We start from the raw sequence: 25,245 nt of genomic DNA, 5'->3' as shown, positions 1-25,245 counted from the left end.
TTGACACCATTCAATTTAGTATTGGTAATTTATTTTTTTAGCAATCAGGTTTCTACATTAAAATAATGCTTTTTGGATGCAATTTGGGTCATCCCTCTAGTGGGAGCAAGAGGACCAAGTAATTACATTGTCATCAAATATTCACATATTTATGAAAACCGCCTATCCTCTTTCACCCTTTATCACTATATCTACTATGAAGGGAATTTTAGGAGAAGAAAGGAATTGGTTGAAGATGGAAAAGTTTAGAAAGGTTCGTATTGATTTTTGGAAAAATCCGATTGTATCTGAAGAGATGAGTCCAGAGGATAAGTATTTTTATCTTTATCTGCTTACGAATCCTAATACGACTCAAATTGGAATCTATCAAATTACGAAAAAACAAATGGCTTACGATTTGGGCTATTCCATTGAGAGTGTTCATTCGTTAATGGATCGATTTCTTAATCATCACAAGTTGATTCGATACAATCCTGAAACAAGAGAACTCGCGATTAAAAATTGGGGGAAAGATAACCTTGATAAAGGCGGGAAACCGATGATGGATTGTATTTATTCTGAATTAAAGGATGTCGAGGATTCATCACTCATTCAATATATTTCGGAATCGATTCAAAGACAAGAAATCCGGAGCCTATATGAATCCTTTTGTAAACAAGCAGCCAATGAAGTTTGCGACCGAGATGAAAATGATACATATCTAGATGAATGTGAAGACCTTGACGACACGTTGACGTATCGTTATACGATAAGTGGACAAGAAGAAGAAGAAGAAGAAGAAAAAGAAAAAGAAAAACAACAACAAAAAGCTTTTACTCCAAATAGGATGAACAATCCGGATTCAGAGTGTCATCAAAAAACAGCAGACGTAAAAGAAATTATTGAGTTTTGGGACAACAACGGATTTGGCTTCTCGAACGTAAATGCGAAACAACAGCTGTTATCTTGGTTAGATGATTCTAGCTTTTTACAGCCGAAAGAGTTGATTTTAAAAGCGATGAATATTGCCTGTGCAAATAACAAGCGAAAGCTGAACTATATTGTGGGGATTCTGAAAAACTGGGAAAACGAATCTTTACTGACCGTAGAAGAAATTGATTCCTATCAGGAGAACCAAAAGCCTGTCGTAAAGACTAGACAATCAACTGCCGGAAGAGATATTCCCAGCAGATTTGAACTCGACCTAACAAGAGGTGAAGAGTGATGAGTATGGCCAAAAAAACGTTCTTAGGAAGCTTGATGAAGGCGGAGTACTTACTCAAGGATACCGTGGTGCAACCTGAACAGCTAGAAAGTACACGTCATAAAGAAATCATGCGAAGAATGGTTGAGCTAAATCGAGCTGGAATGAATGTTGATTTGCTTCACTTGACCACTTTACCCGACCTCGAATCATTAGGTGGAATGTCTTACCTTTCGGAGCTGTTATCGTATGCGGATCTTGAGAAATTTGACGGAACGGAGAAGCTCATTCTTGAACTGTGGAAGGAACGGGAAAAGAGAAACATCTTAACGGTTGCAGCGATGAATGATTGGGAGATTGCGAAAGTCATTGGGGAGTTGGATAAAATTAACCAAATGAAGATGGAGGATCACACGTCCTTACAACAAGCGTTATCCAATATCTATGAGGCACCATGGGAGGATCAACTACACCTGAAAAGTGTAACAACGGGTATCAAAAAGCTCGATGAAGTGACAGGAGGCTTTCAGAGCGGGGAAGTGACAATTGTAGGGGCAAGGCCTTCGATGGGAAAAACAGATGTGATGCTTCATTTTGCAAAAATGTCGGGTTGGGCAGGATTTCTGCCACTTGTATTCTCCTTAGAAATGCCTGAAAGGCTGATCACCTCTCGATTAATTGCTTCGACAGGGGGCTTTAACCGGGCAAAAATGCGGGATCCGAAACGAATGCTAAATGAAAGTCAAAAGAATAAATGGTCGGATGTAATCGGTGATCTTAATGAAACCCATATGCAAATCTTTGACGGGTCTGGACAAACGATTGCCGAAATGAGAGCGAAAACGAGAAAGTTAATGAGTCAATTTCCGCACAAGAAACCGATCCTTTTTATTGATTACTTAACACTGATCCACTCAGGTCAATTTTATGGAGGGAATTCCCATTTGCAGGTAACGGAAATATCGAAATCCCTCAAAACGATAGCGAAGGATTTTGATTGCCCCGTCATTTGTTTGGCGCAGCTCAATCGATCGGTAGAATCAAGGGCCAATAAACGGCCGATGATGTCTGATATTCGGGAATCGGGCAGTGTGGAACAGGATGCCGATGTCATTTTGTTCCTGTACCGAGAAGCGTATTATGACAAGGACGCTGAGGATCATTCCCTTGAAATCATTGTCTCGAAAAACCGGAATGGTCCAGTTGGAACCATTGCAGTGAAGTACAACGAGCATACAGGTGCAATTGAGGAACGGAAAGAACAGAGTCTTACATCAATATAACAATCCATTCGTTCTTTAAGAACGAAATCAACGGATAATAAAAAAATCGAAAAACGAGGTGCTATCACATGATTGTAGAAGAAATGTACCGGGATAGTTTAATCTTTGAAGAATCCTCATTGGCCCATTATCTCTACCATTTACTAGCTGAGCGGAAGATTTCATTAGCTGACAATATTTCCAAAATAGACTTTGATCAAGCGGATCATCAGAAAGTAGCGGAATTGATTCAAAACAATGTGTTAGGTTTTCATAAGATTGGCATCTATTCACTGAAGATAAATCAGAAGGATTTTATCTTTATCTTTGCAGCCAGCGAGCATGAAGCAATCCAATTATATAGCAGGACGTTTCATCAAACTCCATTGAACTGTTACGAATATTCGCTAGATTTCCAGCTTTCTAGAGGCAAAGGTGTGATTTCGTTTCGGGACATGAGAAAGGAATTTGAGCGTTTTCCAGCTATAGCGGGATGTTTTAAGAGGGTGGGGTGAAGGCACGAGAGAAGGGGACGATGTAGGAAAGAGATATGGCATTATACGATCTATCAAGGGAAATTTATGAATCATTAAAGGTTTGGATCCACTTGAAATGTTGTTACATCAATGTTTTTTGGGGGTTTTATGATAGTAAAGAATAGGATGAAATAAAGCCCCGAGCGGACCTTCCTAATGGCTTTCTGTTATAATTGTAAACATTACAAAATAACATCAAGGGGGAAGAATATATGAATTACATAAGTGACCTACTTTTAGAATTTGAAATAGATCCCACCATTGCTGGGTATCTTTCTATTATGATTATGATTCTTTTAATATCGATTATCTGTGTTGTAGCGCATTTTATCACAAGAAAAGTAGTAATCAGGGTTATCACCCATATTGTGAAAAATAACAAATTTACGTGGGATAAAATACTTTTGGAAAGAAGAGTTTTTCATAAGTTATCGCATTTTGTTCCTGCAATCATTATTTATTTTTTTTCATCAACCTTTCCAAGCTATCAAAATTTGATAGAAAAGAGTGCAATTGCCTATCTAATCATTGTGGGATTAATGGTGATGAACAACTTATTAAACGCGATTAATGATATTTATCAAACTTATGAGATATCTAAGGTTAAGCCAATAAAAGGGTATATCCAGGTAGTTAACATTATCGTCATAACACTGGGGATTATATTGGTAATCGCGAACCTGATTGGTAAGAGCCCACTTGTTTTTCTAAGCGGGATTGGCGCCCTCTCCGCCGTTCTTATGTTGGTTTTCAAAGATTCGTTATTGGGTCTTGTGGCTGGGATTCAATTGGCTTCAAATGATATGGTTCGAGTGGGTGACTGGATTGAAATGCCAAAATACGGGGCGGATGGGGATATTATTGATATTTCTTTAAATACAGTAATGGTACAAAATTGGGATAAAACGATTACCATGATTCCAAGCTATGCACTGATATCCGATTCCTTTATAAATTGGAGAGGGATGCAAAATTCTGGAGGACGACGGATCAAGCGATCATTATTTATTGATACAAATAGTATTTCATTTTGTACCGAGGAAATGATGAAGAAATTTACTACAATCGACTTTCTCTCGGACTATATTATCGATCGGGAACGTGAAATTGCTGAGTACAATACGAACAACGATATTAACCGGAGCAATCCAGTGAATGGAAGGGCTCTTACCAATATTGGTGTATTTAGGGAGTATATCCGAAATTACATTCAACATCATCCTGGAATCAATCAAGAAATGACCTTATTGGTTAGGCAGTTAGCGCCAACAGAACACGGGCTCCCACTAGAAATATATGCATTTTCAAATGATATAAGATGGGCGGTATACGAATCGGTCCAAGCTGATATCTTTGACCATCTTTTCGCCGTAGCACAGGAGTTTGGACTTCGCTTATTCCAGAATCCATCTGGGCATGATTTGAAAACGATTGTGGATGAGTCGAGGAGGGAAGTAATGAATTATAAGGCCTGAATTCCTGGGACATACCCCCAGTGTGCTAAAGTGTTAGCGTGTTGGGGGTATGTCCCTTTTTTCTTTTTTTATGATTGTCTATGATAGGTGAGTGTTTTTTCTACTATTTTAACTTATTTACAGCAATACAAGGCGTGGAAGTAAATGGTTTTAGTCAAGTTTTAAGTGCTTATTTAGGAACTTGAGTACACGGCGTGTATATTCATTTTTATGCAAACGATACGAATGAATGTGCTCACAATCTTTCGTCAGCCACAATTCTTTATGGTTATTGGATGAGATCGATTGAAATAATTTTTCGCTCTCAGCATAAGGAATAGCTTTATCTGTCTTACTATGGATGATGAAGAAGGATTTTCCTTTCGTATTTTTCACATGATTGATGGGTGAAACTTCTGTGGGGTCAATTTTGAGGAGCTTGCGCATGGAATGATAAACAATCGGTGTAAATGGCCGTTTTGGTAGCTTGGTCCAATGTGAAAGATTTTCTTTTAGAAAAGGTTCTAAATCACAAAAGGGACTGTCGGCAATGATAACGGAAACCGCAGGGTGTTCGCATCCAGCAATAAGCGCGGTGGCAGCTCCCATACTCCAGCCAAGGAGAGCAACTTTTTCCTGATGTTTTTCCTGAATCGCATAATCAATCGCTGAATACAAATCGTGTTGCTGAGATAGCTGGCGGTGCCTGGTTAAAATGGACTACCGCAGCGGCAGTGGCAATTGCCTTTGGTATTGCTGATGCCATGATTTTTCAATCAGCAATAGCACGTCTTTTATTCAGTATGGCCAGGGATAAGAAATTACCAGCCTTCTTTGCAAAGGTACATCCAAAATATAAGACACCTTATACAAGTACCATTATTGTTGCTGTTATATCATTAGTTGTTGCCACACTTTTTTCATCCCATATGGATAGCTTAACTTCAATCGTAAATTTTGGGGCATTAACGGGATTCATGATACTTCATCTTTCAGTCATTAACTATTTTATTCGTAAAAAGAAGAGCAATGATTATCTAAATCACCTCATATTTCCAATCATTGGATTGATTATTATTGGCTACGTATGGATTAGCTTAGCTCCACTGGCCAAACTGATTGGTGGGATTTGGATTGTATTAGGTTTAGTGTATATGATCTGTTTGAAATTAAAGAAATTACATGAATAGATGAAAAACTCGAAAATTGTCGACAAACAGGCATATTAATAGTACTATATTTATGTTAATTACTTATATAAATAGAAATCCGCAAGTTTGCGGTGGAGGTTGTAGCACCCCTCCCTAAAAAAACTAAGATACAGTACTTCTATCTTGGGGTGCTGTTTTTTTCTATTTTAAGGGGAGGTTCCTAAATATGCTAAAAGATGAAAAAGCAATTGTTGTGTTTAGTGGTGGACAGGATAGCACCACTTGTTTATTTTGGGCGCTAAAAAACTTTAAAGAAGTAGAAGCTGTTACATTCGACTATAATCAAAGGCACAGTCTTGAGATTGAATGTGCAAAAAATATTGCAAATGAACTTGGTGTCAATCACCATATTTTAGACATGTCGTTGTTAAATCAACTGGCTCCGAATGCATTAACTCGTTCTGATATTGAAGTAACCGATGGATGCGAAGGGGAACTTCCATCCACTTTTGTACCAGGCAGAAACTTATTATTTTTAACTTTTGCTGGTGTGTTAGCAAGACAGATTGGTGCCAAACATTTAATTACCGGTGTTTGTGAAACCGATTTTAGCGGCTACCCAGATTGTCGGGATGTCTTTATCAAGTCATTGAATGTTACACTAAATCTGTCAATGGACGACCAATTTGTCATTCATACCCCATTGATGTGGTTGAACAAAGCAGATACATGGGCATTAGCAGAGGAATTAGAGGCATTTGAATATGTTCGTGAAAAAACATTAACTTGCTACAACGGAATCATATCAGATGGTTGCGGTGAGTGCCCAGCATGCAAATTGCGGCAAAAAGGTCTTGAGGAATATTTAGAAGTTCGGAAGGAGCGATAACAGATGTTCGGGTTTCGAATTGTCGATGAACTTCAAAAAATTGACAAAGATATTCATCGTGATCAGTTAAAATATCACAACAAGAGAGTTTTAGTGAGTAAGGAATTTACTTTTGATGCAGCCCATCATTTACACGCTTATGATGGGAAATGTATGAATTTACATGGTCATACTTATAAAGTGGTTTTTGGTATAAGTGGATTTTTGGATGACCGTGGTTTAATGATTGATTTTGGTGATATAAAAGATATTTGGAAAAATGAAATCGAAATATATCTTGATCATAAATATCTGAATGAAACACTTCCACTAATGAATACTACAGCAGAGAATATGGTGGTCTGGATTTATGAAAAAATGAAAGAATCACTAAATAACGAAGACCGTCAGCAACAATATTTAGGGGCAAGAGTTGAATTTGTCCGTCTCTATGAAACTCCAACTAGTTATGCGGAAGCAAGAAGGGAGTGGATGGAGATTGACTAAAATACCGGTAATGGAAATTTTTGGACCCACCATTCAAGGTGAAGGAATGGTCATTGGGCAAAAAACGATGTTTGTTAGGACATCCGGCTGTGATTATTCTTGTTCATGGTGTGATTCTGCATTCACATGGGACGGTTCTAGTAAAGATTTAATCAAGCAAATGGAAGCCGACGAAATATGGAAAGAACTTGTTTCTCATGGTGGAGATGGGTTTTCTTTTGTAACTATATCTGGTGGAAATCCCGCATTATTAAAGAATCTCAGTTATTTAGTTAATCTACTTAAAGAAAAAAAAATAAAAATTGGTCTAGAGACGCAGGGAAGTAAGTGGCAGGATTGGTTTTTTGATATTGATGAATTAACAATTTCACCTAAACCACCAAGTTCTGGAATGCATACTGATTTTGCTACTCTTGACACTATTATCGAAAAGCTTAAGGTAACAGAGTCTACTCATCATGTTAGTTTGAAAGTTGTTGTTTTTGATGATCAGGATTACGATTATGCAAAGAAGGTTCATCTACGTTACCCAGACACTCCATTTTTCCTTCAGGTAGGTAATGCTGATAATAAATCTATCGACAACCAACAGCTTGTAAACCAGTTATTGACTAAATACGAATGGTTGATAGATAAAGTAATGTTAGATCATGATTTCAAAAACGTGAAAGTTCTGCCTCAACTGCACACTTATATTTGGGGTAATAAGCGTGGTGTTTAATAGGCTCATTTTTTAACTACCTTCATATATGAAAATAATAATGTATTCCTAGAAACGGCAGAGTTACTGGGTTAAGTAAGTTAGCTAGAGCTGTAGAAGCCTTTTCACGACGACCTCAATTGCAAGAGAGGATTACTTCAACAGTAGCAGAGACAATAATGGAAACAATAGAACCACATGGTGTAATGGTTGTAATTGAAGCAGAACATATGTGTATGACTATGCGTGGGGTTAAAAAACCAGGGGCAAAAACAATTACCTCCGCAGTTCGAGGCGTGTTTAAATCTGACAGTAATGCTCGATCAGAAATTTTATCATTAATCAACAAATAAAAAACTAAAATTAGCTCCAAATTACAGATTTGAACGCAAAAACAAGAAGTTTTGGGGTCAGTCCCCCGGTAAAGTACCGGGGGACTGACCCCATTTTTTTGAAAGATGTTAGTTGCATACTGAAAAAACGCACGGTTCTTGAATGTAATTAAATTAGGTGTTTCTCGGATTCCTTAGTATAATGCAAAACTTGATCAAGTTTACCATTTTTGAGTTTTACTGCCCATTCTGAATCAGCTAGCAGTGCGCGGCCGACTGCTACATAGTCAAATTCTCCTGCTTTGATTTTTTCATCTACAATTCTGAGATTGTCTTCAATTGTTACATGATCATTATCCTGATTGCTCAGAAATGCGCGGTTAATTCCGACAGAACCAACTGCAATCGTTGGCTTTTTAGTAATTCGTTTAGTCCAGCCGGCTAAGTTTAACGATGGATCTTCATCTTTAAATTCAGGTTCCCAAATTCGTCTTGTAGAGCAGTGGAAAATATCTACGCCTGCTTCAACTAAGGGGGTGAGCAATTGTTCAAGCTCTTTAGAGTTCTTAGCTAATTTAGCTTGATAATCGGTTCCTTTCCACTGTGAATAACGAAAGACAATTGGAAAATTTGGCCCTACTTCTTTTCGGCAAGCACGAACAATATCTGCCGCAAATTTTGTTCGTTCGCCTAGATCCCCACCATACTCATCATTACGCTTATTCGTTACTTCCCAAAAAAATTGATCAATTAAGTATCCATGTGCTCCATGCAATTCAATTCCGTCAAAGCCGATGCGCTTCGCATTTGATGCGGCTTCAGCGTATGCACCAATCATTTCAGTGACTTCTTCTTTCGCTAAAGCCTTTATTTTCTCATTTCTGCTGCCTCTTAAAGTATATCCAGACGGACTTACAGGAGGTGCGTCAATATTTGGTTCACTGCCTGCTTTTCGTGCTGCACCAACATGCCATAATTGTGGAATGATTTTGCCACCTGCTTGGTGGACTTCGTTAACTACATTTGCCCAGCCGTTTAAGGCGTCCTTCCCATAAAAACGGGGAATATCGGGGCTCATTACTGCAGCTGGGTGATTAATAGCTGTCCCTTCAGTTATGATGAGCCCAATTCCATTCTCTGCACGTTTACGGTAATATTGTGCAACATTTTCCCCTGGGACACCTCCAGGCGAAAAGATTCTTGTCATTGGAGCCATAACTAACCGGCTTGCTAACATTTCATTTCCAAATGGTACAGATTGAAACAATGTATGTCCAGCGTACTTTTGATCCAAAGCGAGCACTTCCTTCCCTTCATACTTTTTATCATGTTTCCTTTATTCTACAATTCCACTAAACAAATATAAACCGATATGTTTATGTTTCTTTCTATGTAAAAAGCAATAGATTTGGATGATCGAAGGCTATGAATGAATTTGAAAATTATTGGAGACGTTTCACGACTACCAGATCAAAAAAAACATATAGGATAATAAATCCTGAAACCCTCATAATAATAGAAAAAGGGATAACGGGTGTGAGCAAATGAAAAACGAAGAGATTGTGGTTGAGGAATTAAATACATTATTAAGAGGTACTTATCTGGGAATTCATGCTTTTTAACATCATATTCAAAGACTGGATGATGTACAAGTAAAGCAGAAGTTTCAATCTATGCAGCAACAGGCCAAACAGAATGCTCAAAAACTTGCCGAACGGATCCAAAATTTAAATGGTGTTCCTGCAGATAGCGAAGGGGTATCAGGCAAGATGCACAGTTTTATGCATAAGGTTATGCTTACGAATGATACAAGAGAAATTATTAAAGACGCCTTAAAAGGAGTGGACCAATACGGTGTTGAATATTCAGAGGAACTCTTAAGGGGAGATCTTGATCCGGAAAGCAAAAAAGTAGTAGAAGAGGTTATTGAGACAAGCCGTATGCAAGCGGAAGTGCTAAGGAATTTACTTCATTGAAGCAGGGATGTTAACATTTGGCCAAGTGATGGATCGATTTGGAATGAAGAAAGCGTATGGATTCTTCCTATCTGCTTCAGCAGTGAGTATTCTTGTACTCCTTTGCCACTGGAGCAGCTACCTTGCAATCCTCTACTGTATCTCGTTTATTGCTATGTTCAGCTTGAGAAAAGGAAATGTGGAACAAACGCGAGTGGCTATTAAAAATCTTTCTGAAGAAGTTTAATAAAAAGGTACCAGTCACCATGTGAAGATTCACATGGTGACTGGTACCTTTTTGGCAAAGAATACAAAAAAGAGGGGGAATGTGGAAAAATAACAGTCTGATTTTTTCCCAAAAGAAATGACTCATAAGCGACTAAGTCTCGGCCGCAGCGCCCATGAGTTTCGAGAGCTTGGAGGTTTTTCTATCATTATCATTATCTGATTCTAGCTTTAGGGTAGGTGACCATCCTCTAATGTTTTACCTTAAATGCTTATAAATGCTTAAGTGTTGTCATTCGCGATTATTAGACAATAAAAGTTAACTAGGTTACAACGTTCTAGAACTTTTCTATAATAAGATTAATGTACGTCAAAAGAATAGTAAATTACTTATATTTTACAGCGTAAATCTAACATGCTGTGGAAAAGCTGCTGTCATTACTATGGCACAACGAGGCTGTAGCGTAAGAGTACATGAAATAATATTCTGGAAAATAAAAAAGAGGGCACACTGCCATAGATGTATGCTTTGTTGGCAAATACATCATGAAAGGAGACCTTCATATGGGGAGGGGGTTATTTGTGATCAATACAGAAGAAAAAAACAATATAAAGCGTATCGCTTACGGTGCAAATGAGAATCAATTTGGTGATTTGCGACTTCCGGAGGGCGATGGTCCGTTTCCGGTGGCGATGATTATTCATGGCGGTTTTTGGAGAGCGAAGTTTGATCTGGAGCAAATGAATAAAATGGCGGAAGCATTCACAAAACAAGGGATTGCTACTTGGAATGTGGAATACCGTCGGGTTGGCCAAGATGGAGGGGGCTGGCCGGGAACGTTTTTAGATAACGCAGAAGCGGCCGACTATATACGGGTTCTTACAGAAACGTACCCGCTTGATGTGAATCGATGCATTACTATCGGGCATTCAGCGGGAGGTCATCTTGCTTTATGGCTGGCGGCTCGACATAATCTTTCCTCAGACAGCGAATTACATACGTCTGAAAAACCTTTACCTTTAAAAGGTGTCATCAGTCTTGCGGGCGCGAGTGATTTGGAAATGATGCATGATGTGCATCAATGGAAAGAGACACTGTATGGGATTGTCGATAACCCGACTCGTGATTTAATAGGCGGAAAGCCGGAAGAGCAGACCAGCCGGTATCAAGAAGGGTCACCGCGGGAACTTTTGCCGATACGAGTACCGCTTGTGCTTATTCATGGGATTCTGGATGTCAATGTTCCGGTCGGTTTAAGTGAACATTTTAAAAAAGCTGCCGCAGAGGCAGGTGATTTAGTTACCTTGAAAACCATTTCGACTGCTGAGCATTTCAAGCTTATTTTGCCGGAGACGGAGGCATGGCCGGTATTATTGGAATCTGCCAACAATTTGTTAAGATAAATAAACAGGTTGTGAGATTTCTATCTCACAACCTGTTTTTCGCGATTTCCCGATGTAGGGATAAAAGGTAATCGGAATTGTAATCTAATTTAGCATTCGATGTACGAATGTCCATTAGCCGCTGTTTGTCTTTGATTTCTAATACATCACCAACTACGTTAATGATTCCTTCTTTTTGCCATTTATTGATGATTTGGTTGACACTTTTTCGCGAAACACAGAGGAATCTCGCAAAGTTCGTTTGCGTAAACGGGATCATTTCCCCAATTTCATAATCTAATTTTATCGTAAAATGGGCGATTTTTTGTTCGGTCGTTCCGTTCATGAAAGTAATAATTTCCGCTAAGGTACGAAGTTTGTATAGTAGAGCCCTAGTAAAGACGATTCTGGCTTCAGGGAATTTATGGCAAGTTTCTTTAAAGGCAATGTTGGAAAAATAATAAACGGAAGAAGAGCGAATTGCACGAGCGTTAGCCATATATGGTTTATCATAGATGCCGGGTTCGCCAAAAAGCATTCCTTCGGTTATATAGTTTATTGCGTGTTCAGTCCCATCAGGATCAATAATGGTATTCATAATTAATCCTTTATTCAAATAATAAAATCCCTTACCTTCCTCTTGTTGTTGATAGATAAAGGCATCTTCGTTAATCTCCAGCTGTTGTCCAAATTGAATGTAAGGCTCCCAGCTATAACGCAGTTGCATTGTATCTTCTCTCCCTTACTTATAGATTCTTTGCGCGTAATGTTGCAATATGGATGGGTTTATGATTGAAATTGACTTTCCTATGGTAGCGATATACCCTTTTTCTTTCCACTCTTTAAAGATTTTATAAACAGTAATTCGCGTAAGTCCCGTGCTGTTTGCCACATCTTTTTGCGTCAACGGGATGTCGTGCTGGTGGAACTCTTCATAAATATTTAAAAGAAGCATCGCTACTTTTTGTTCCGCTGGTAATCTATAATCGTTAATTTTTAAGGCAAGAGTGTACATTTCGTCGATGACTGACTGGAGAAAAAGTTCGTTCATCGCCGGTTTCTGAAACATAAGTTCTTTCGCCATCTCGTAGGGAAAGAAATAAAGAACCGAATTTTTATTGGCCACAGCCGTTGTATAATGGACGAGCTGATCCATTGCCTGGACTCCGAGCAACTGGGAGGGCAAGGCGATTCTAAGCAGCGAATCACTACCGCTGGCAGTCGTGGTCGTAATTTTAACTAAACCTTTTTCAAGATAGTAAAAACCCTCGCCAACTTCTCCTTGTCTGTGAATTATTGATCCCTTTTTGTAAAATTGTCGATTTCCGTAGGGTAGAAACTCTTCCCAGTTACTGTTACTTGCAAATAGCAATTTCACAGTTCCAATCTCCTTTTTTGTAGTATGTAGCAGTGATAAGGTTTGCAAGGTGAATTGCACCCTATTACTAATCTCATAAACTTATAATTACTATTCAGTCATTTTGGAATTTTCAGAAATAAATACTTACAAAAGTTAAGTAGGTTACAACGTTAAACACAATGAGTATATTAAGATTAATACAAAGAAAGGGGATAGTCAAACTCACCCTTTTATAGCTGTAAAAGGTGGTGAATTATAGATTAAATCATTTTAATAGAAAGATAAAGGATGTTTTTTCGTCGGTTTGTAAGCGCATTCATTTATTAGTCAAATAAACATGAACAAAGGGGATGGCAAAGTGAATATTCAAGAAAAAAACAAACTTCAATCCATTGAAATGAACGGTCACGAGATAACGTATGATATACACGGAGATGCGGACGGACCAGTTATTCTATTATTATCAGGATGGGCACAGGATCATCGGTTGTTTAAACATATTGTCGGCCCGCTAGCTGAGCAACATAAAGTTCTGCGCATGAATTATCGCGGACATACAGATCCACTAACATATCCAGAAGACTTCGGCCCATCTGATCAAGCATATGATATTATCGGTGTGCTGGATGCACTCAATATCGACAAAGTAATCCCGGTATCCACTTCCCACGGCGGATGGGCGAATATGGAAATTACCGAACGCCTTGGAATAAGGAGAGTTCCACAAACTGTCGTCATTGATTGGATTATGGTAGAAGCGATGGATGAATTTGTGAAAAGCCTGCAGGATATTCGAAATCCAAAAACGTGGTTCAATGGACGACGTGATCTATTCAATCATTGGATTGGCATTAGCGACAATAAAGATGTGAAAGATCACCTAGACATTGAGATGGCCAGCTGGGGATTTGACATGTGGGAACGCTCCTGCCGAGTCATCGAGGAAGCATACAAGCACTGGGGTTCTCCGCTTAAGAGAATGAAAGCTTTGACAGAAAAGCGTCCAATTGTGCATATCTATTCTCAAGCAGCAGTAGACAATTATGAGGATATCCAGCAACAGTTCGCTGATGAAAATAATTGGTTTGATTTTAAAGTCATCCCAGGGGATACTCACTTCCCAACGTTGGAATCTCCGGATGCAATTGTTCAACATATTCATGGGTTTGTGGCTGCATACTCTTTCACAAGCAAATAATCAATCACATAATTAAAGCCCTTATGTGTTGCCATTATAAGGGCTTCAAAAGAATAAGAGGATCATTAATAGGAAGCTATCAACAATAAAAATGGTTAGACAGGAGGACGTACCTTGGCAAAGAAAAAAGTGATTATAGCGGGAGCCGGATTATCGGGTTTAACCTTAGGAACAGCGCTTGCTCAACGTGATTGGGATGTTCAAATATTTGAAAGATCTTTAGAGTTGAGAGAAGTAGGGGCAGGGCTGTATACATGGGAAAATGGATTAAAAGTACTGGAGACTATTGGTGTTTTTGATGAGGCAACCCAAAATGTAGAATTTATTACGAATCTGGACATGATTGATAAAACGTACGGACTGATGCATTCTACTAAATTCACGAATGAAAGCCGCTTTTGTGTCATTCCGCGCCGAGATGTCCATAAAGCTTTGGTACGGGCATGCGAGCGAGCAGGAGTAAAGATTGAAACAAATGCTGAGACGGTATCAGCTGATCCTTCCGGAACCGTTCAATTACGGGATGGAAGAACATTTAAGGCAGATTTAATTATTGGAGCTGATGGCGTTCATTCTAACATTCGCAATTCACTGAATATTGGCATAAAGGAAGTCGTGGGAAATGGGGCGTGGCGTGCTTTGATTCCAAGAATTGAAGAAGATAAAACAGGTGTTGCCGAAGAACATTGGAATGCCTACCGCCGTATTGGGATTGCACCGTCGACCGAACAATACCGCTATATCTACTTAACTGGGATGACTGCGGACAAAGAAGCACTATCGGAGCCGTTTAACAAAGACGCCTGGTTATCCTCTTTCCCTCATCTGGAATCAGTCCTTGAGAGAATCGATCAGTGCAGACTAGATAAGAACTTTTATTATATTTATTTAAATTCGTGGAAAAAAGGAAGAGTCGCCCTGCTTGGAGATGCTGCCCACGGAATGGAACCGAATCTTGGGCAAGGGGCTGGGGTCAGTATCACCAGTGCACTGGAGCTTGCAAAGCAATTGGAGTGGAATGATATTGAAATTGCTCTCAACTGCTGGGAGATGTTGATGAAACCTACAGCGGACAAAACCCAAATATGGTCTAGGATCTACGGCGCAGCAGCAGCTAATTGGCCTAAAGAACTATTGGGCATTCGCCCTGAAATTATCAGTAATGCAATGGGCTCAGAAAATATTGATTTAATGCTGAGTACAGCAGCGAGATATGTCACCGGATTAGAAGTGGCTGTCAGATAGAAATGTACGGGAAACATAAATCAATAAAACAGAACATCCTAATCATCGGACGTAATGATTAAGTTCGACTTTTCCCTTAAATCTCCTTTAAAAAAAATCTTAAACCAATTGCCCTTCCATATCAGGAAAGGGGTAGGTATGTCCAAAATGCGGATTAAAGCGTTTCAAAAGCTCATTCAACAAAGTATATTGCTCTGATAATGTTTGGTAAATTTATTTAGATAAGTTGGGATATAGGAGGGTTTTTATTGAATAGTAACCTAAATAATCATAGCGGAGATAGGAAAAAGCTTCTTTTAGGGATTATCATTATGCTGATTGCTGCTACCCTTTTTGGAACGCTGGGAACTTTAACAAACCTTGCCGTCAAGGCTGGACTGAGTCCGGTTTCGTTTGCAATGTGGCGTGAATTATTTGGAACCATTTCCTTAATCATTTTGCTCGCTTTCGGTATTGGTAAGCCACCTAAGGCAGATCGAACACCGTTGTCGAAAATTCCACGTAATCAAATACGTAACTTAATCATTGCATCAATTGCTTTTTCCGCCTATAGCTTAGCCATGTTCTATGCTTTTGTTGAATTGAGCGTAGCTTTAGCGATGCTATTATTCTATACTTTCCCGGCTATTGTTACGATTATTTGTGCAGTGACAGGTGTAGAACGATTAAATTCACCAAAATTAATCGCGTTGATCCTCTCTCTGGGAGGTGGTGCTTTAGCTGTTATTGGACAGTTGTTCGGGCAAAGTGTACAAATTAGTACACTGGGAATTGCACTTGCATTAGGAGCAGCTCTAGGTATGTCCGTTTTTTATATGATTGGCCGCAGCGGTTACCAAAGTTTGCCACCCACTTATGCGACAACGTTCTTCTTGGCCGCTGGATCTATTGTTTTTGCGATTTGCGGATTGGCCTTTGGAGAAGGTGCTACATTGATTGCTCCATTTGTCGATGCGTCCGCATACGTGTGGTTTATTCTTATATTTGCAGGATTGGCTGGAGCCGCCATCCCTACAATGTTGATGGTAACGAGTATCCGTATGATTGGGGCATCAAGGGCATCAACCATGCAAATTTTTGAACCGGTTGTTGCTGCGATTCTTGCAGCAATCTTTCTTGCACAGCCAATCTACACCATTCAAATCATCGGTGGTGCTTTAATCATCATAGCAGCGTTTATTCTCCAGCGAAAAACGAAAGAGCCAAGCATAGAATTACCATTATCTATGCCGGATCTTGAAGCTCGCAAGATGGAATAAAACCCAACTGTATTTGGAGCTCTGCGTCTAAATAGTGAATCGCTCCATTAACCTGCACAGAAAGTTTTTGAAAATGAAGGGGTAACTCCTTTTATCAAATGAGAAATAAGTGTATTCTTTTCCATACGGATTATGAACAATCCCTCCTGGAAGACAGTAAGGTATTTTCCAAGCTGTCTTCCAGGAGGGATAATATCATTATACTTTACTATTGGATTTGCATAGGAACCATCTGTGCTTTCATTGTAAAGGAATTTTTTTTGACTGAACATAAAATTTGTGAAGATTTTTAATACTTTGATTCACCCAATGCTAGTGGTGAATGATAAAAATTCTTAAAGGTCAAAGAAAGGTGTTGCTATTCTATCGGACTATTTACAAAGTCAATGCGGGTATCGATATTATTAATGATTTTATTGATTTCAACCGGTTTATTTGGATGTAGTTATCAAGAAATGGCGAGTGAAAAATCAGTTCATGCTGCTAATAAGCAAAAGGAAAATACAAAGAACCCAGCTGCCGATGCTGTGGAAGAGTCGTCTGATTTTAATTTAACTCTTCTTGGAACAGGTTCTCCAATCTTTAGCATGGTTGAACAAGACGACATAAAAATGATCATTTCATCATATTTATCATCAATGAGAGGGTAAAGAGGTGAAAATATGTTACGCAATGTTGGCAGCAGATTCATCTGGTTTTTGATCGGCAGTTCGATATTTGCTACCTTTATCGGTTATGCCCTGTTTAAGGCTGACCTCATATCATTTCCAGGTATTCATAAATCCCAAAGAGCCCTAGATAGTAAAGATCGTAATCGAAATAGAAGAGTTGGTAGAATTCGAGTTACGTAGAGAGTTGAAAATCAATTTATAAAAAAATAGCAGGGCGTGTAAAAAATGCAGCGTGATAAAAATCATGCTGCATTTTTTATTCTTTTCTCGCAAGCTCCAATTATGGAGCGCATCGGAGGCAGACCCTATTGCCTGACACATTTATGATTCCCTTTTATAATGTTTTCTCTTTGAGACCTTAAAAAGTAAAAAAGTCCTTTAATTGCAAATAGCGCAAAAAAAAGGATTTTTTTTACTTTTTTATTGGTGGATTATTGGTATCAACATGAAAAGGAAGAGAATGATCTTCTTTGTCAGTTCCATAAAACTGCTCTTGGATTTCAAGATTTGCTGTATCTACTTCGGTATCCCCTTTAATGGAACTGAATCCAGAGTCATAAAATATTTCATCCATTTCTTGATTTGCTTCAATTGCTTCCTTTTCCTTTTCTTTCAACTTCATCGACCTCCTAATTCAATTTCCTTTTATTTTCCCCATTCTTCTGTAAAAGTATAAAATAAATTTCTATTAAATCGTAAAAGAAAAAAATTTGTTTCAATTCCTAACCCTATTGAAAGAAGCATTTTTAAACAAAAAGATGTAACCCACTATTATACTAAAATTTGATACAGGACGACCTTTTTGCAGATTTTGCACAACGAGAAAGTATTTGACAATTCTAACAAAAGTGCTAACATTATCCATGTAAGGTTATCAATAAAAATAATAAATGAAGTTTATCCGCTAGAGGTGCCTTTTTAAAGGGCTGAGATTGAAGTGCTACTTCAGGACTCTATGAACCTGATCTGGATCATACCAGCGTAGGGAAGTGGAAACTGGATATTTGAAGAATGTATGTTTCTATTTCAAATTTCAACCACTTTCTTAATCAAAGGAAGTGGTTTTTTGTTTTTACTTTTAGCGGAATCTTCTGAAAGGGGTGATGTGTATTTTCAAAGATAAAGAGTTTCATATCATTTCCAATGGTAAGATGCCGATTGAGCAGTTCCGGGAAATTCTCATTGATATTCATCCCTATGTAACGGCCATCCATTTACGGGAAAAACAAAAAACTGCTAGGGAACTATTTCAAACGGTCCAACTTTTAAATTCTGCAAATATCCCGCTTTCAAAAGTTTTCATTAATGATCGCCTTGATGTTGCCTTAGTTACAAGGGTTGGTGGGGTTCAATTAGCCTTTCACAGTTTAGAACCAGCTATTGTGAAGGAAAGTTTCCCTCAGTTTCGGATTGGGTGCTCGATTCATTCTTATGAGGAAGGAGTGGATGCAAAAGCAAATGGGGCAGACTATGTAATTTACGGTCACATTTTCCCTTCTCAATCTAAACCAGATGTGGCGCCAAAAGGAGTGAGGAACTTGTCAATGTTGACACAACTTGACATTCCGACGATTGCGATTGGAGGCATAACACCAGAGAATACAGCACAGGTACTTCAGGCAGGGGCAAATGGGATCGCAGTTATGTCTGGAGTTTTAGATGCACGCGATCCACTAGCAGCAATTAAGTCTTACACAAAAGTATTAAAAATTGGAGATGGAAAAAGTGGAAAATTCATTTGATGTGATTATTATCGGCGGCGGAATAATCGGATCCTCCATTGCCTATCAGCTATCAAAAATGGGAAGAAAAGTGGTCATACTTGAGAAGGATCGCTTGGCTTGCCAAGCATCAAGTGCTGCCGCCGGAATGCTGGCTGCGCAAGCAGAGATTGAACAAGATGGTCCGTTATTGCAAATGGCTCTAAAAAGTCAAGCCATGTTTCCATCTCTCTCAAGCGAATTATTTGAATATACAGGAATTGATATCGAGTTTGTCAATAAAGGAATGCTAAAAATTGCGGAAACAGAAGAAATAGCATCCATAGTACGTAAACAAGTCACCTTCCAAAGGAAGTGGGATCCTGCAATAACATGGCTTGATAAAATGGAATTACTTGAATTGGAACCATCCATATCTTCAAGCATTTCAGGAGCCATGTTTCTTCCTAACGATGGCCATGTACAACCAGCAAATTTATCAAGAGCATACGCACAAGCAGCAGCCTATTTTGGAACAGAGATTCGAGAGTATACTGAAGTCGTTTCTATTAATTATGAAAACGGTCAGGTTAAAGGGGTTAACACTTCCCATGGTGTTATTCACGGAGAACAGGTTGTCGTCGCCACCGGAGCATGGGCAGCGAAATTAATGCGTGAATCCGGGCTCGAAATAAATGTGTATCCAGTTAAAGGAGAGTGCTTTTCTGTCAGACCGGAAAAGCCGGTGATCAACACTACTATTTTTTCCGACAAGCGGTGTTATCTGGTACCAAAACGAAATGGAGAAATTTATATCGGCGCTACCATGATTGAGCATTCATTTGATCAAACGGTAACACCTATAGGGATTGGAAGCTTAATAGAAAGAGCAACACAACTTGTTCCAAAGCTGAATGAAGCACCATGGGAGCGAGTATGGTCTGGAATCCGACCGCAGACAGGGGATGGGATGCCATACATTGGCGAACATCCAAGTTGGAAGGGATTGTACGTTGCCGCAGGGCATTTTCGAAATGGGATTTTATTAGGTCCGATAACAGGAAAACTAGTGGCGGATCTTTTAACAGAGAGAGTACTGGATCAAACGCTACTTTCTGCTTTTCATTTGGAAAGGCATAAAGAAACAGTTGTGTAGGAGGGAAGGTATGGAAGTCGTCGTAAATGGGGAGTTAATCCAACTACCAAAACATGTCGTTTGTATTGCAGATGTTCTCAAGCATTATGACATTCAGGATAAAATCATCGTCGTGGAAGTAAACGGGGAAATAGTAGTGAAACATGAACACCAGAGTACGAGAATATCAGATAAAGATCGAATTGAAATAGTCCATTTTGTAGGAGGCGGTTGATATGTTAAAAATAGGTCCATTATCCTTTCAATCTCGTTTATTACTAGGAACTGGAAAGTACCCAAGCTTTGAAATCCAAAAGGAAGCTGTGGAAGTATCTGATGCTGAAATCCTTACGTTTGCAGTAAGAAGAATGAATATTTTTGAACCAAGCCAGCCCAATTTTTTGGAGCAGCTGGATACCAATAAATATACGCTTTTGCCTAATACAGCTGGTGCCAAAACGGCAGCTGAGGCAGTGCGAATCGCAAAATTGGCGAAAGCTTCAGGCCTATGCGATATGATTAAAGTGGAAGTAATTGGCTGTAATCAAACATTACTTCCTGATCCCGTTGAAACGCTAAAGGCAACGGAAGAATTGGTGAAGGAAGGATTTATTGTTCTCCCCTATACCTCAGATGATGTGGTGTTAGCTAGGAAGCTGCAAGAAGTTGGCTGTCATGCGGTTATGCCAGGTGCATCGCCAATTGGTTCCGGTCAGGGGATTATCAATCCAATAAACCTTAGGTTTATCATCGAACAGGCCGTCGTTCCTGTGATTGTTGATGCTGGTATTGGCTCGCCGGCCGATGCTGCCTTGGCAATGGAATTAGGGGCAGATGGTGTGTTATTAAATACCGCAGTGTCAACAGCAAAGGACCCGGTAAAAATGGCAAAAGCCATGAAGCTTGCAATTGAAGCCGGACGATTAGGCTTTGAAGCTGGAAGAATCGAGAAAAAGAAATATTCAACCGCAAGCAGTCCAAAGGAAGGAATGAGTATTGGATGAATCATCGGTACTCACGACAAGAACTATTTTCACCTATTGGAAAAGAGGGGCAGCAAAAGATTTCAAATAAACATGTACTCATCATAGGAGCGGGAGCAATCGGTACAGGCAGTGTCGAAGCGTTGGTCCGCGCTGGAATTGGCAAACTTACCATCGTTGATCGTGATTATGTGGAATGGAGCAATTTGCAGCGGCAACAATTATATACAGAAGAAGATGCCAAAAACCGAACCCCAAAAGTCATAGCTGCCAAACAGCGCTTATCAGCAATTAATTCATCTGTGAAAATAGAAGTAATTGTTGCAGATGCTTCGGCCTTAGAGCTTGAAGAATGGGCTAAACACGTGGATCTTATCATTGATGCAACGGATAATTTTGAAACAAGAATGATGATAAATGATGTATCTCAACAAGTGGGTGTCCCATGGATTTACGGTGCATGTGTTGGAAGCTACGGCATTTCCTACACGATTATTCCCGAAAAAACGCCTTGCCTTTCATGTTTACTTAAAACGGTTCCCATAGGCGGGTTAACCTGTGACACCGCCGGGATAATAAGCCCGGCCGTTCAAATGGTGGTTGCTTATCAAATAAGTGAAGCGTTGAAAATTTTAGTCGGTGACTTCGATTCATTACGAAACAAACTTGTGTCTTTTGATTTATGGAAAAACCAGTTTAGTGCGATTCAAGTCGATAAATTGAAAAGTGAAAATTGTCCTTCTTGCGGGATAAACCGATCGTATCCTTATTTATCGTTTGAAAATCAAACGAAAACAGCCGTACTTTGTGGAAGGGATACTGTTCAGATCCGTCCACCCAGTCCAACTCTACGTGATTTGGCTGCACTAGAAGTCTTATTGGAAAAACAAGGGGGGACGATTGAGCGGAATCCTTACCTTTTATCCTATACGGTGAATCCTCACCGATTAGTGTTATTTAAGGACGGAAGAGTGCTCATACATGGAACGAAGGATATTGCAGAAGCAAAGGCATTATACCATAGATACATGGGTTAAAAATAATATTGAAATCTCCAGGGTCAGACCCCCGACGTGCTAACGCTTTAGCGCACCGGGGGTCAGACCCTTTTAAAAACCTTCATCAAATGTTCACATATTTCCGAAATCTGCCTTTCCTTTTTCTCTCTTAATCCCTATATCTACTATGAAGGGAATTTTTACAGAAGAAGGGATTTGGTTAAGGATGGCAAGATATAGAATGGTGCGTACGGATTTTTGGAAGAACCCGGTTGTGATGGAGGAGATGAGTCCAGAGGATAAATACTTTTACCGGAATTTACAGCGAATCGTCTGGACAACTTATTTAACTTTAGATGTTGCTAAAGCAAGTATGCTGCATAACTGTGGTGCAGGCTATATACTACTCATAATTGATTTAAATTTAAAAGGCTATTGAAAGGTAATAAAAAAGTACATGTCAATTTTTTGTGTATTTAAAATGTTTTAAATATACACAAAATATTGACAAAACTTAAATGAATCAATTAATATTAGATTATAATAAATAGTAAGCTGTTATTTACAAGGATTGATTAAAGTTGAAAAATCAATCTACGTAGTAAATAAGCCCAGCAAATTAGTATGATACATGATACTTTTTTGCTGGGCTTTATTATTTTTATTACTTAGAAAGGGGCGATTATTGAGGAATCATCTATTTTTATCCAAAAAAATTATAAAAGCTGTTATTTACTGGGGTTGATTGAAAGTCAATCTCGGATCGTAAATAGGCCCAGCAAACGAGTGGATATTTTCACCTTTTTGCTGGGCCTATTTGTTTTTGATTTCAATAATATATAACGGAGAGTGGAGGTAATCAAATGGATATGTTTTTTGAGGATTTTAATATCGGTGATGAAATGATAACACCACGTAGAACAATAACAGAAACTGATGTGGTACAGTTTGCGGGGATTTCGGGTGACTTTAATCCACTACATATTGATGAGGAATTTGCTAAACAAACACCTTATAAAACAAGAGTGGCTCATGGACTATTATCTGTATCTGTTATAACAGGTCTGCAGTCAATGATGGGAATAGTAAATGGTTCAACACTCGGCCTATTAGAAATCAATTGGAGATTTAAAAGAGGAGTAATACCCGGAGATACCATTTATGCAAAATTTATCGTAAAAGAAAAGCAAGAAACGTCAAAAAAAGAACGTGGTGTTCTTACAAGGTCAGTGCTTGTATATAACCAGAGAGATGAAATCGTATCAGAGGGGGAGATTATATTATTAATGAAGAAAAAGACAGGAATTCCTGCAATTTAATTAAACCTTAAAAATAAATTTTGCAATGTCAGATGTCAGAATAGATTAGAAAAACGGTAATAGGAAGTGAAAAAATGGAAACGATTGAAATAAGAAGAAAGAAATTTGAAGATATATCTAAAAAATGGAATCCTGAACCTATTCATGACCTATTTTTTAGGATGACAGAAACATACAAAGAAAATGTGTATATTATCAGTGAAGAACAATCCTGGACTTATAGTGAAACTAAAAATTTGTCAATAAAATTAGCTGCAAGTTTACTTGATTTGGGGGTAAAAAATGGAGACCATATCGCATTAATTTTCCCTAATTACCCTGAGTTCATATTTTCAAAGTTGGGCAGTGCCATTGCCGGATGTGTCACTGTGCCATTAAATTACCGATTAAAAAAGGAAGAATTAAGTTATTTAATCAGTCAATCAGACTCTTCTTATATTATTACGCTGGACAATTGGAATCAATTTAATTATATCTCAACCTTAAAAGAACTTTGTCCGGAAGTATTCGAAGGAAAAAAATCATCAAGGTTTCCAAACTTAAAAGAAATTATTGTTTTTTCACCTAAAGGAAAAAAATATAAGGGAACGACAGATTTTTATGAACTTATCAATTCAATAAGTAACGATCAATCAAATGAATTTTTAATCAGGTATAAGGAAGATGATAACGATCATGTATTAAATGTAACTGATATTATGTACACCTCCGGTACAACATCATTACCTAAGGGAGTATTGGTTACACATGATATGATTTGGAGAAGTGCTCTAGGAACGAGCATAAGCAGAGCCTATCAAGAAGGCAGAAGAATATTTGTACCGATTCCGTTCTATCATTGTTTTGGTTATATTGTAGGTCTTGTAGCAGTTTCGATGGTAGGTGGCTGCGTCATCATACAGCGTGATTTTGAAGAGTTTGAAGCACTTTCCATCATTGAGAAACACAGAGTTGAAGATATTCTATGTGTTCCAACTATAGGGCTACGACTACTTAATGCATATCGAAGAAAAGAATATGATATTTCAAGTCTGAAATCTATGTATTGTGCTGGTTCAGAAGTACCTGCACATATTTGGAAAAGTTTAAAAGAGGAAATGAAGATTGATGAACTAAATACGGGGTATGGAATGACAGAAATTGCAGCTGGCATATTACAAACTGACCCGGCTGATGATTTGCGCTATTTAAATCAATATGTTGGACGCCCGCTCCCAGGCGGGCATGTAGGATTAAAAGAGCTGAAGGGAAAAAACATTGAATTTAGAGTAACTGATATTGACACGGGTGAAATCCTTCCAATTGGAAAGGAAGGGGAATTGATATGCAGAGGGCCGATGGTTACAAAGGGCTATTACAATAAACCAGAAGAAACAGTAAAAACAATTGATACTGATGGCTGGCTCCATACGGGTGATTTAGGTGTCATAGATGAGAACGACTATATTTCATTGACAGGCAGAATCAAAGAAATTTATCGGATTGGTGCAGAGAATGTTGCTCCAAAAGAAATTGAGGATATTATTACAAGTCATTCAAAAGTAAATCAAGCATATGTAACAGGAGTACCATGTCCATTAATGGGTGAAGTTGGAATGGCATGGATTGTTTTGGAACAAGGTGAAACGGCAACAGAAGAAGAAATGCTAGCATATGTTACTGATAAACTAGCAAGGTTTAAAATTCCTAAGTATATAAGGTTTGTAGCGCACCAGGAACTTCCGGTCACTTCAACGGGAAAAGTACAAAAATTTAAATTAAAAGAATGGTATTTAAATGAAAAGGAAACGATTAAATCAGTTTTTTAATATAACAGTTATT

Annotated in this window: 28 protein-coding genes, 2 pseudogenes and 1 riboswitch; of the genes and pseudogenes, 25 read left to right on the top strand and 5 right to left on the bottom strand. The window is 38.6% G+C overall.

Annotated elements, in window-relative coordinates; genetic code table 11:
* Window positions 1-235 precede the first annotated feature (235 nt).
* The 4 genes from ACIQXV_RS20535 (at window position 236) to ACIQXV_RS20520 (ending at window position 4,456) form a co-directional block, all read left to right on the top strand.
* Window positions 236-1,204, top strand: coding sequence for a DnaD domain-containing protein (locus tag ACIQXV_RS20535; protein ID WP_402961657.1), 969 nt, complete (start codon window positions 236-238; stop codon window positions 1,202-1,204).
* Complete coding sequence (locus tag ACIQXV_RS20530) at window positions 1,204-2,466, top strand: replicative DNA helicase (RefSeq protein WP_402961655.1); 1,263 nt, start codon at window positions 1,204-1,206, stop codon at window positions 2,464-2,466. The genes ACIQXV_RS20535 and ACIQXV_RS20530 overlap by 1 nt, the downstream gene beginning before the upstream one ends.
* 68 nt (window positions 2,467-2,534) lie before the next feature.
* Window positions 2,535-2,960 carry a hypothetical protein gene (locus ACIQXV_RS20525; protein ID WP_402961653.1) on the top strand — a complete coding sequence of 142 codons (426 nt, stop codon included), beginning with the start codon at window positions 2,535-2,537 and terminating at the stop codon, window positions 2,958-2,960.
* Between the two features lie 233 nt (window positions 2,961-3,193).
* Window positions 3,194-4,456, top strand: a complete 1,263-nt coding sequence (locus ACIQXV_RS20520; RefSeq protein WP_402961651.1) for a mechanosensitive ion channel family protein — start codon at window positions 3,194-3,196, stop codon at window positions 4,454-4,456.
* Between the two features lie 150 nt (window positions 4,457-4,606).
* Here the strand turns inward: ACIQXV_RS20520 and ACIQXV_RS20515 are convergent, their stop codons facing one another.
* On the bottom strand, window positions 4,607-5,113 hold the full coding sequence (locus ACIQXV_RS20515) for an alpha/beta hydrolase (protein ID WP_402961647.1): 507 nt from the start codon (window positions 5,111-5,113) through the stop codon (window positions 4,607-4,609).
* Between the two features lie 56 nt (window positions 5,114-5,169).
* On the opposite strand from ACIQXV_RS20515, the gene ACIQXV_RS20510 reads away from it, so the two are divergent.
* The 5 genes and pseudogenes from ACIQXV_RS20510 to folE form a co-directional block, all read left to right on the top strand.
* Entirely contained in the window at window positions 5,170-5,625 is a 456-nt protein-coding gene (locus tag ACIQXV_RS20510) for an APC family permease (RefSeq protein ID WP_402961645.1), read from the top strand.
* 187 nt (window positions 5,626-5,812) lie between these two features.
* Complete coding sequence (gene queC, locus ACIQXV_RS20505) at window positions 5,813-6,475, top strand: 7-cyano-7-deazaguanine synthase QueC (protein ID WP_402961643.1); 663 nt, start codon at window positions 5,813-5,815, stop codon at window positions 6,473-6,475.
* 3 nt (window positions 6,476-6,478) lie between these two features.
* Window positions 6,479-6,961 (top strand): 6-carboxytetrahydropterin synthase QueD, encoded by a 483-nt coding sequence (gene queD / locus ACIQXV_RS20500; RefSeq protein WP_402961641.1) that lies wholly within the window; start codon window positions 6,479-6,481, stop codon window positions 6,959-6,961.
* Window positions 6,954-7,682, top strand: coding sequence for a 7-carboxy-7-deazaguanine synthase QueE (gene queE / locus ACIQXV_RS20495; RefSeq protein WP_402961639.1), 729 nt, complete (start codon window positions 6,954-6,956; stop codon window positions 7,680-7,682). Before queD ends, queE begins: the two co-directional genes overlap by 8 nt.
* Window positions 7,683-7,726: 44 nt before the next feature.
* Window positions 7,727-8,014: pseudogene (gene folE / locus ACIQXV_RS20490) on the top strand (GTP cyclohydrolase I); the annotation flags it as partial.
* A gap of 148 nt (window positions 8,015-8,162) precedes the next feature.
* On the opposite strand, the gene ACIQXV_RS20485 reads toward folE, so the two are convergent.
* On the bottom strand, window positions 8,163-9,287 hold the full coding sequence (locus tag ACIQXV_RS20485) for an NADH:flavin oxidoreductase (protein WP_402961637.1): 1,125 nt from the start codon (window positions 9,285-9,287) through the stop codon (window positions 8,163-8,165).
* Between the two features lie 334 nt (window positions 9,288-9,621).
* Here ACIQXV_RS20485 and ACIQXV_RS20480 point away from each other — a divergent pair, with 334 nt between their 5' ends.
* The 3 genes and pseudogenes from ACIQXV_RS20480 (at window position 9,622) to ACIQXV_RS20470 (ending at window position 11,577) form a co-directional block, all read left to right on the top strand.
* Entirely contained in the window at window positions 9,622-9,969 is a 348-nt protein-coding gene (locus tag ACIQXV_RS20480; RefSeq protein ID WP_402961793.1) for a DUF2383 domain-containing protein, read from the top strand.
* A 4-nt stretch (window positions 9,970-9,973) separates the two neighbouring features.
* Window positions 9,974-10,094 (top strand): annotated as a pseudogene (locus ACIQXV_RS20475) (MFS transporter); the annotation flags it as partial.
* Window positions 10,095-10,755: 661 nt separating this feature from the next.
* Window positions 10,756-11,577, top strand: coding sequence for an alpha/beta hydrolase family protein (locus ACIQXV_RS20470; protein ID WP_402961635.1), 822 nt, complete (start codon window positions 10,756-10,758; stop codon window positions 11,575-11,577).
* Window positions 11,578-11,602: 25 nt separating this feature from the next.
* Here the strand turns inward: ACIQXV_RS20470 and ACIQXV_RS20465 are convergent, their stop codons facing one another.
* Window positions 11,603-12,283: a Crp/Fnr family transcriptional regulator gene (locus ACIQXV_RS20465; RefSeq protein ID WP_402961633.1), complete on the bottom strand. Its 681-nt coding sequence runs from the start codon at window positions 12,281-12,283 to the stop codon at window positions 11,603-11,605.
* Window positions 12,284-12,298: 15 nt separating this feature from the next.
* The gene (locus ACIQXV_RS20460; RefSeq protein ID WP_402961631.1) at window positions 12,299-12,934 is read right to left on the bottom strand and encodes a Crp/Fnr family transcriptional regulator; all 636 of its coding nucleotides are present in this window, start codon (window positions 12,932-12,934) and stop codon (window positions 12,299-12,301) included.
* Window positions 12,935-13,274: 340 nt separating this feature from the next.
* Here ACIQXV_RS20460 and ACIQXV_RS20455 point away from each other — a divergent pair, with 340 nt between their 5' ends.
* The 5 genes from ACIQXV_RS20455 (at window position 13,275) to ACIQXV_RS20435 (ending at window position 17,469) form a co-directional block, all read left to right on the top strand.
* Entirely contained in the window at window positions 13,275-14,114 is an 840-nt protein-coding gene (locus ACIQXV_RS20455) for an alpha/beta fold hydrolase (protein WP_402961629.1), read from the top strand.
* Between the two features lie 114 nt (window positions 14,115-14,228).
* Complete coding sequence (locus ACIQXV_RS20450) at window positions 14,229-15,359, top strand: FAD-dependent oxidoreductase (RefSeq protein ID WP_402961627.1); 1,131 nt, start codon at window positions 14,229-14,231, stop codon at window positions 15,357-15,359.
* 248 nt (window positions 15,360-15,607) lie between these two features.
* Window positions 15,608-16,618: a DMT family transporter gene (locus ACIQXV_RS20445; RefSeq protein ID WP_402961625.1), complete on the top strand. Its 1,011-nt coding sequence runs from the start codon at window positions 15,608-15,610 to the stop codon at window positions 16,616-16,618.
* A 386-nt stretch (window positions 16,619-17,004) separates the two neighbouring features.
* The gene (locus ACIQXV_RS20440) at window positions 17,005-17,268 is read left to right on the top strand and encodes a hypothetical protein (protein ID WP_402961623.1); all 264 of its coding nucleotides are present in this window, start codon (window positions 17,005-17,007) and stop codon (window positions 17,266-17,268) included.
* 12 nt (window positions 17,269-17,280) lie between these two features.
* On the top strand, window positions 17,281-17,469 hold the full coding sequence (locus tag ACIQXV_RS20435; protein ID WP_402961621.1) for a hypothetical protein: 189 nt from the start codon (window positions 17,281-17,283) through the stop codon (window positions 17,467-17,469).
* 232 nt (window positions 17,470-17,701) lie between these two features.
* Here the strand turns inward: ACIQXV_RS20435 and ACIQXV_RS20430 are convergent, their stop codons facing one another.
* Window positions 17,702-17,905, bottom strand: coding sequence for a hypothetical protein (locus tag ACIQXV_RS20430; protein ID WP_402961619.1), 204 nt, complete (start codon window positions 17,903-17,905; stop codon window positions 17,702-17,704).
* 280 nt (window positions 17,906-18,185) lie between these two features.
* Window positions 18,186-18,294, top strand: a riboswitch (TPP riboswitch).
* Between the two features lie 98 nt (window positions 18,295-18,392).
* Between ACIQXV_RS20430 and ACIQXV_RS20425 the strand changes: the two genes are divergently transcribed.
* The 8 genes from ACIQXV_RS20425 to ACIQXV_RS20390 all read left to right on the top strand — a co-directional run bounded on the left by ACIQXV_RS20425 (window position 18,393) and on the right by ACIQXV_RS20390 (window position 25,232).
* A complete protein-coding gene (locus ACIQXV_RS20425) occupies window positions 18,393-19,031 on the top strand; it encodes a thiamine phosphate synthase (protein ID WP_402961617.1) in 639 nt (212 codons plus the stop codon).
* A complete protein-coding gene (gene thiO / locus ACIQXV_RS20420) occupies window positions 19,015-20,145 on the top strand; it encodes a glycine oxidase ThiO (RefSeq protein WP_402961615.1) in 1,131 nt (376 codons plus the stop codon). The genes ACIQXV_RS20425 and thiO overlap by 17 nt, the downstream gene beginning before the upstream one ends.
* 10 nt (window positions 20,146-20,155) lie before the next feature.
* Window positions 20,156-20,359, top strand: a complete 204-nt coding sequence (thiS, locus tag ACIQXV_RS20415) for a sulfur carrier protein ThiS (protein WP_007085703.1) — start codon at window positions 20,156-20,158, stop codon at window positions 20,357-20,359.
* Window position 20,360: 1 nt separating this feature from the next.
* Window positions 20,361-21,128, top strand: coding sequence for a thiazole synthase (locus ACIQXV_RS20410; RefSeq protein WP_402961612.1), 768 nt, complete (start codon window positions 20,361-20,363; stop codon window positions 21,126-21,128).
* Window positions 21,125-22,144 carry a thiazole biosynthesis adenylyltransferase ThiF gene (locus ACIQXV_RS20405; RefSeq protein WP_402961610.1) on the top strand — a complete coding sequence of 340 codons (1,020 nt, stop codon included), beginning with the start codon at window positions 21,125-21,127 and terminating at the stop codon, window positions 22,142-22,144. Before ACIQXV_RS20410 ends, ACIQXV_RS20405 begins: the two co-directional genes overlap by 4 nt.
* A gap of 187 nt (window positions 22,145-22,331) precedes the next feature.
* Window positions 22,332-22,544: a hypothetical protein gene (locus ACIQXV_RS20400; protein ID WP_402961608.1), complete on the top strand. Its 213-nt coding sequence runs from the start codon at window positions 22,332-22,334 to the stop codon at window positions 22,542-22,544.
* 424 nt (window positions 22,545-22,968) lie between these two features.
* Window positions 22,969-23,424 carry a MaoC/PaaZ C-terminal domain-containing protein gene (locus tag ACIQXV_RS20395; protein ID WP_402961606.1) on the top strand — a complete coding sequence of 152 codons (456 nt, stop codon included), beginning with the start codon at window positions 22,969-22,971 and terminating at the stop codon, window positions 23,422-23,424.
* 74 nt (window positions 23,425-23,498) lie between these two features.
* A complete protein-coding gene (locus ACIQXV_RS20390) occupies window positions 23,499-25,232 on the top strand; it encodes a class I adenylate-forming enzyme family protein (RefSeq protein WP_402961604.1) in 1,734 nt (577 codons plus the stop codon).
* Window positions 25,233-25,245 lie beyond the last annotated feature (13 nt).

It is taken from the genome of Neobacillus sp. NPDC097160 (assembly GCF_044762155.1).
Lineage (GTDB): Bacteria > Bacillota > Bacilli > Bacillales > Cytobacillaceae > Neobacillus.
The sequence above is the reverse complement of the archived record's forward strand: the minus strand, read 5'-3'. Positions and strand labels throughout refer to the sequence as shown.